General features: G+C 60.2%; 6 protein-coding genes and 1 pseudogene. 5 read left to right on the forward strand and 2 right to left on the reverse strand.

Annotation, left to right across the window (positions count from 1 at the left end; all coding sequences use genetic code 11):
* Positions 1-112 precede the first annotated feature (112 nt).
* Together B3V69_RS00035 and B3V69_RS00040 are read left to right on the forward strand one after the other, a co-directional pair.
* On the forward strand, positions 113-898 hold the full coding sequence (locus B3V69_RS00035) for an IclR family transcriptional regulator domain-containing protein (RefSeq protein ID WP_296442625.1): 786 nt from the start codon (positions 113-115) through the stop codon (positions 896-898).
* Between the two features lie 35 nt (positions 899-933).
* Entirely contained in the window at positions 934-1,368 is a 435-nt protein-coding gene (locus tag B3V69_RS00040; protein WP_296442627.1) for a DUF1841 family protein, read from the forward strand.
* A gap of 390 nt (positions 1,369-1,758) precedes the next feature.
* On the opposite strand, the gene B3V69_RS00045 is transcribed toward B3V69_RS00040, so the two are convergent.
* Entirely contained in the window at positions 1,759-2,697 is a 939-nt protein-coding gene (locus tag B3V69_RS00045) for a LysR family transcriptional regulator (protein WP_296442629.1), read from the reverse strand.
* Positions 2,698-2,809: 112 nt separating this feature from the next.
* Between B3V69_RS00045 and B3V69_RS00050 the strand changes: the two genes are divergently transcribed.
* The gene (locus B3V69_RS00050; RefSeq protein ID WP_296442631.1) at positions 2,810-3,493 is read left to right on the forward strand and encodes a glutathione S-transferase family protein; all 684 of its coding nucleotides are present in this window, start codon (positions 2,810-2,812) and stop codon (positions 3,491-3,493) included.
* A 79-nt stretch (positions 3,494-3,572) separates the two neighbouring features.
* Positions 3,573-4,556, forward strand: a complete 984-nt coding sequence (locus B3V69_RS00055; RefSeq protein WP_296442633.1) for a hypothetical protein — start codon at positions 3,573-3,575, stop codon at positions 4,554-4,556.
* 653 nt (positions 4,557-5,209) lie between these two features.
* Here B3V69_RS00055 and B3V69_RS00060 read toward each other — a convergent pair.
* A complete protein-coding gene (locus tag B3V69_RS00060) occupies positions 5,210-5,875 on the reverse strand; it encodes a c-type cytochrome (protein WP_296442635.1) in 666 nt (221 codons plus the stop codon).
* Between the two features lie 108 nt (positions 5,876-5,983).
* Here B3V69_RS00060 and B3V69_RS00065 point away from each other — a divergent pair.
* A pseudogene (locus B3V69_RS00065) lies at positions 5,984-6,108 on the forward strand (ATP-binding protein); the annotation flags it as partial.

Genomic DNA, 6,108 nt, shown 5'->3' on the forward strand with positions numbered 1-6,108 from the left:
CGTCTTTCGAAGAAGTTGGCCTGACGCCAGCACACTGAAAATCACCGCCGTCATTTGTTCGTATATAGAACATTTGTTCGTATAATGAATTTTAATCCATTCTGGAGAGCCCATGGCAGACCCCGCCCACGCGCCGCCGCCGCCGCCCAGCGACAGCTACGTGCAATCGTTCGCGCGCGGGCTGGAGGTGATCCGCTCCTTCAGTGCGCGGGCGCCGCAGCAAACCCTGACCGAGGTGGCCGAGCGCAGCGGCCTGACGCGCGCCGGCGCACGCCGCCTGCTGCTGACGCTGCAAACCCTGGGCTATGTGGAGAGCGATGGCAAGCTGTTTCGCCTCACCGCCCGCGTGCTGGACCTGGGCTTTGCCTACCTGTCATCGATGCCGATCTGGAACCTGGCCGAGCCGGTGATGGAAGAACTGGTGGCGCAGGTGAAGGAATCATGCTCTGCCGCCGTGCTGGACGGGACTGACATCGTGTATGTGCTGCGCGTGCCCACGCACAAAATCATGCGCATCACCTTGAGCGTCGGCTCGCGTTTGCCGGCCTACTGCACCTCCATGGGACGGGTGCTGCTGGCCGATTTGCCGGACGACGAAGTGCGCCAGCGTCTGCAAGCGGCGGCACCGCAAGCACTGACCAAAAACACCGTCACCGAGCTTGATGGCTTGCTGGCCAAAATCCAGCAGGTACGCAAACAGGGCTGGTGTCTGGTGAACCAGGAACTGGAGGAAGGTCTGATTTCATTGGCCGCGCCCATCACCAATCGCGCCGGGCGCACGGTCGCCGCGCTCAACATCTCGGGCCAGGCCAACCGGACCAATGCCAGAGAAGCGCAAGACAGCCTGCTGCCGGCCTTACGCCAAAGCGCGCGCCGCATCTCGCAGATGTTGATCTGACGTATGCTCGAAACATTTGTGCGAGCCGCACCATCATGTTCCAGCCCTCCCAAGCCGACGTTCGCCGTTTTTTTTGTTCAATCTATGCCAAGGCCCGCGCCAATCAACCGCTTGAAGCTATCGAAACAATAGCAAGCCTGTGGATTGACGAGCACCCCGAGTACCACGCCGAGCTGGCCGATGTTGACGCCGCGCTGCTGTCAATGCAGCAAGCCGAGGAAGGCAAGAGCAATCCCTTCCTGCATCTGTCCATGCACCTGTCGATCAGCGAGCAGTGCAGCATTGACCAGCCGCGCGGCATCCGGCAAGCCGTCGAGCTGCTGACGCACCGTCGCGATTCGCTGCACGCCGCCCACCACGAGGCCATGGAATGCCTGGGCAAGATGATTTGGGAAAGCCAGCGCGCCGGTCGCCCACCCGACGGCGACGCCTACATTGCCTGCGTGCAGCAGCACGCGACGCAGGATTGAGACATTGCGGCGGGGGACCGCGGCGTCTGGACGGGGTTCATGCCGGCATCTGGGCGAGCGCGCCGGGCGGGGGTGAATAGAAGCGCTTCAGATTTACTGAATTGCTATCAATAGAGGAGCTACCTGCGCAGGTTTGGCAGGGGCCAGAGATAAAAATGTCTTCTATTTTTCCAAGGAACTTCCGTCATGCCTGGCTCATTCTGATTGCGTGCATTTACTACTAAATACGGTCAACTGCCGTCCGTTAATCCCGCGTCCTTCTATGACTGGAAAAGACTGGAAGCAGGCCTTCATTAATGACAGTTATATGGCTGTCCAGTTCAAAGCCTTTCACGTGTCGTTCGCGAAATTCTCGGACATTGGCGCTGCTGTTGGCTGGCGTGACAGTGCTCAAGCGTTGGGCTGCGGCTTGTCCCAGTAAGGCACATCCCCAAACGCCTGTTTGAGATGCGCGATGAATAGTTGCGCCTTGGCGGCATGGGAGCGGCCCTTGAGTCGCACGGCATAAATGCCTGTGCTTTGCTTTTTGGCCATGCCCGCAGCAGTAGCTGAGGCTTGCGGGAACAACGGCTCCAGCTCGCCCGAGGCCAGCTTGTCATGCACCAGCCAGCTTGCCAGGTGCACCACGCCCAAGCCGACCACAGCGGCCTGCAGCAGAGACTCGGTGTCGTCACTGCGCAAGCGCCCATGCACGGCCAGTGGTTTGTCCCCGTTGCTGCCAGGAAAGGTCCACCAGCCACTGGGTGTGCGGGCGCTGGCCAGCGTCAGGCAACTGTGCTGCAGCAGGTCTTCGGGCCTGGCCGGGCGGCCATGTTCCTTGAGGTAGCGAGGGCTGGCGCAGGCCACGCGCAGTAGCGGTGCCAGGCGGGTGGCGAGCAGTTCGCTGTCGGGTAGCGCGCCCATGCGGACGGCCACATCTGCACGCTGGCTCGACAAATCGACCCACTGGTCGCTCAGGTGTAAATCCAACTCGATGAGCGAATGTGTGCGCAAAAAGCTCGCCGCTACCGGCACGATATGCCGCCGACCAAAAGCCGAGGGTGCGGTCACCGACAACAGGCCACGCGGCGCTGCCTGCGCGTCCAGCAGCGCAGCGCGGGCATCCGCCAGCTCCGAGGCGATTACCTGTGCGCGAGGCAAGAATTGTTCACCCGCGTCGGTTAGCAGTAGGCGGCGCGAGCTGCGTTGAAACAGCGCCACACCCAGCGATTTTTCCAGCCCGTCCACCTGGCGGGACACCGAGGAAACGGCCACGTTGTGCAGCTTGGCGGCTGCTGAAAACGTGCCCGCCTGGGCCACGTCAATAAAGGCCTGGATGTTTTCCAGCATGGGTTCTTCTTTGCGATTAATGCAAACCAGTTTTGCAGGCAAGGTGATTGTTGCATTAGTCGCTAAAAACCACAATCCACCCTGTCACCAACCTTTATGAAAGCGACACCCCATGTTGAAGTTCTATTTCCACCCCTCGCCCAACCCGGCCAAGGTTGCCCTGTATCTGGAAGAAACCGGCGTGCCCTACGAGCTGATGCCGGTGGACGTGCGCAAGGGCGAGCAGCATTCCCCCGCCTACCTGGCCATTAACCCCAACGGCAAGACACCGGCACTGCAAGACGGCGATGCCACCGTGTTCGACAGCAACGCCATCCTTCTGTACCTGGCCGTGAAGACCGGCAAGTTCCTGCCCCGCAACGAGCCTGCGGTTCGCGCACAGATGTATTCATGGCTGATGTTCATCGCCACCGGCGTGGGCCCGTTCTCCGGCCAGGCGGTGCACTTCCGCCACTTCGCACCCGAGCCCAAGGAATACGCCCAGGCGCGTTACGACTTTGAGGCGGCGCGGCACTGGCGCATCCTCAACGCGCACCTAGCCACCCGCAGGTGGATGGTGGGCGAGGAATACACCATTGTGGACATGGCGTTGTGGGCCTGGGCGCGCGCCGTGCCCATGGTGCTGGGCAATGACGTTTGGGCCGAACTGCCACACGTCAAGCGCTTTCTGGATATGGTGAGCGCCCGTCCTGCTGCGCTGCGTGCCGAAGCCTTGGCCGACGTGCACAAGTTCAAGACCGAGATGGACCAGACCGCCATGGATGCGATGTACCCGCATACCCGGCAAGCGGCGTGAAGCGCCCGCTTGCCCTCTCTTCAAACCCCTTTTCACCTTCATCTGCAAACCAATGGGCCCAGTGCCCGGAAAGATTTCCATGTCCACATTCACCTCATCCAAACTCATTCGCAGCCTCACCATGGCCGCCCTGCTCGCCACTCCCCTGTTCGGCACCGGCCTGGCACAAGCCGCTGACGGCGTGTCGCCGCAAGGCATTACCTTCACTGCGGAACAGGCCTATCCCGAGGGCATTGCCTGGCACTCGGTGCAAAAAGTGTTTTTTGTCAGCTCCGTCCACACCGGCGTGATTGGCAAGGTCACGCCGCAGGGTGTCTACACGCCCTTCATCCAGGACGACAAGCTGGTCGCCAGCGTGGGCCTGACTCTGGACAGCAAGCGCAATCTGCTGTGGGCGGCCATTGGCGACCTGGGCGCATCCACCCGCAGCAGCCCCGCCACCGCCTACAAACTGGCGGCCGCGGCCGCGTACGACGCGACCACCGGCGAGCGCCGCGCCTACCACGACCTGAACGGTCTGGTGGAGGGTGGCCACTTCGCCAATGACCTAACGGTGGATGCTGCGGGCAATGTTTATGTGACCGACAGCTTCGCACCTGTGGTCTACCGCGTGGATGCCAAGGGCCAGGCCAGCGTGTTTGCCACCAGCGACTTATTCAAGGGCGAAGGCTTCAACCTAAACGGCATCGTGGCCCATCCGGACGGCTACCTGTTGGTGGCAAAGTACAACAGCGGCGAAATCTTCCGCATCAGCACCCGCAACGGCGCCGACATCCAGCGCGTGGAGTTGACCGACGCGGTGAAGGGCGCAGACGGCCTGCTGCTGCGTGACAAAAATCATCTGGTCGTGGTGCAAAACGCCGGCAATGACCAAGTGGTGGAACTGGTGTCCAAAGACGACTGGAAATCCGCTACGTTGCAACCCGCACGCAAGACCGCCTATTCGTTTCCGACCACCGCAGCGCAAGTGGGCAAGGACATCTACGTGATGAATTCGCGCCTCGATACCTTGCTGACGAAAGATGCGACCAAGGTGAGCGAATATTTGCTGCAGAAATATTAATCCTGCCTCTCGCCCGCCTGACGTTCACGTCCATGCACGGAACGAATGGGCGGGCGTGGATTGGCATTTCTTTGCCGACTTGCCGCCGGTCGGAACGCAGGAGCCCATGTCAGGTTTGCGGCCGCCAAATCGCAACTTCGGCAATCAGCCTTGACTCGTCCGCCAAGGGACAAGCACTCCCTTTTTTTGCTCCATTGGCTCAAGTCACGGTATACAGTTGACGGTTGACTACCGATGTAAATGACCGCTATCTGGCGGGCAATTTTAACTTCTGTAGACCCGCTTTCGCTGCATTGCAGTCGCCTACGCCACCCACATCGCCCGAATGCAAAGCACCCCCCCGCCGACGTGTCGGGTGGCCGTTTCGGGGCGCTGGCGCCAATTCGCGGTTGCCTCGGAGTTGACCTGCACACCCGGTGGTTGACGCGACGACCACGGCACGCCAGACATGCCGGTCCGCGAGCGCGCCGGCGACACGAAACGGACGCCCGGCCCGCTGGAGAGACGCTGGCGTGGCGTGTCTCGCGCATCCACCGGCTGCAGAAAAAGACAAATCGCTACGAATTTAATAGCTGCTGGCGCTTGATACACGGGGGCCAGAAGCACAAAAGCCGCTCAAAGAGCGGCTTTTGTGGTGTGGGACTGAAGTTCAGTTAGCGAAACTTAGCCTGTGGCACCGTCTTCAGCTCACTCGGCAATGAGCTGACATACTTGGCCAGTTCTTTGAGCTCATCGTTGGAAAACTGCTTGGCGATGCCGCCCATGATGGGATTGGCACGGCCCCAGGTTGCGTGACCTTCTGACTTGTAGGACTTGAGCGCCACAAACAGGTAGTCGGCATGCTGGCCTGCAATCCGCGGGTAGCTGGGGTCAATCGGTTTGCTGAAGCTGTCGCCATGGCAAGCGACGCAACCGCCCTTCGCGACCAGCGCGGCGGCCTGGGCATTGCCATCTGCCGCTTTGCCGAGCGCGGGGGCGCCTTCAACCTTGCCAAGTGATTCATAATAAACGGCGACGTCGGCCATGTCCTGATCGCTCAGGTTGTCGGCAATACCACGCATCGTCGGGTGCCTGCGATCACCTTTTTTGTAGGCGCTGAGTGCTGACACAATGTACTTGGCACCCTGGCCCGCAATCTTGGGGACCTTGTATACCTCGGGAAAAGTGGCCTGATAGCCTGTGATGCCATGGCAGCCAATGCACATAGCGATTTTTTTCTCGCCCGCTTGCGCATTACCTTTAACCTCCTGGGCAGTGGCAGAGAAGGCCGTCGCACAGGCGACAACCAGGACAGACAGTGATGACAGGAATTTATTCATTTTAGGAGGACAATCAACCGGTGTTTGAGATAGATCAAACAAAGATTATATCGGCCAACAATCCTTCCCCTACCCTAAGCGGCGTCTCCCCCTCATCAAATCAGAACCATGAAATTCCAAGGAACCAAAAACTACGTTGCCACCCAGGATTTGATGCTGTCCGTCAATGCGGCCATCACCCTCAAGCGCCCGCTGCTGGTCAAGGGTGAGCCCGGCACCGGCAAAACCATGCT

The sequence above is a fragment of the Rhodoferax sp. UBA5149 genome (assembly GCF_002413825.1).
Taxonomy (GTDB): domain Bacteria; phylum Pseudomonadota; class Gammaproteobacteria; order Burkholderiales; family Burkholderiaceae_C; genus Rhodoferax.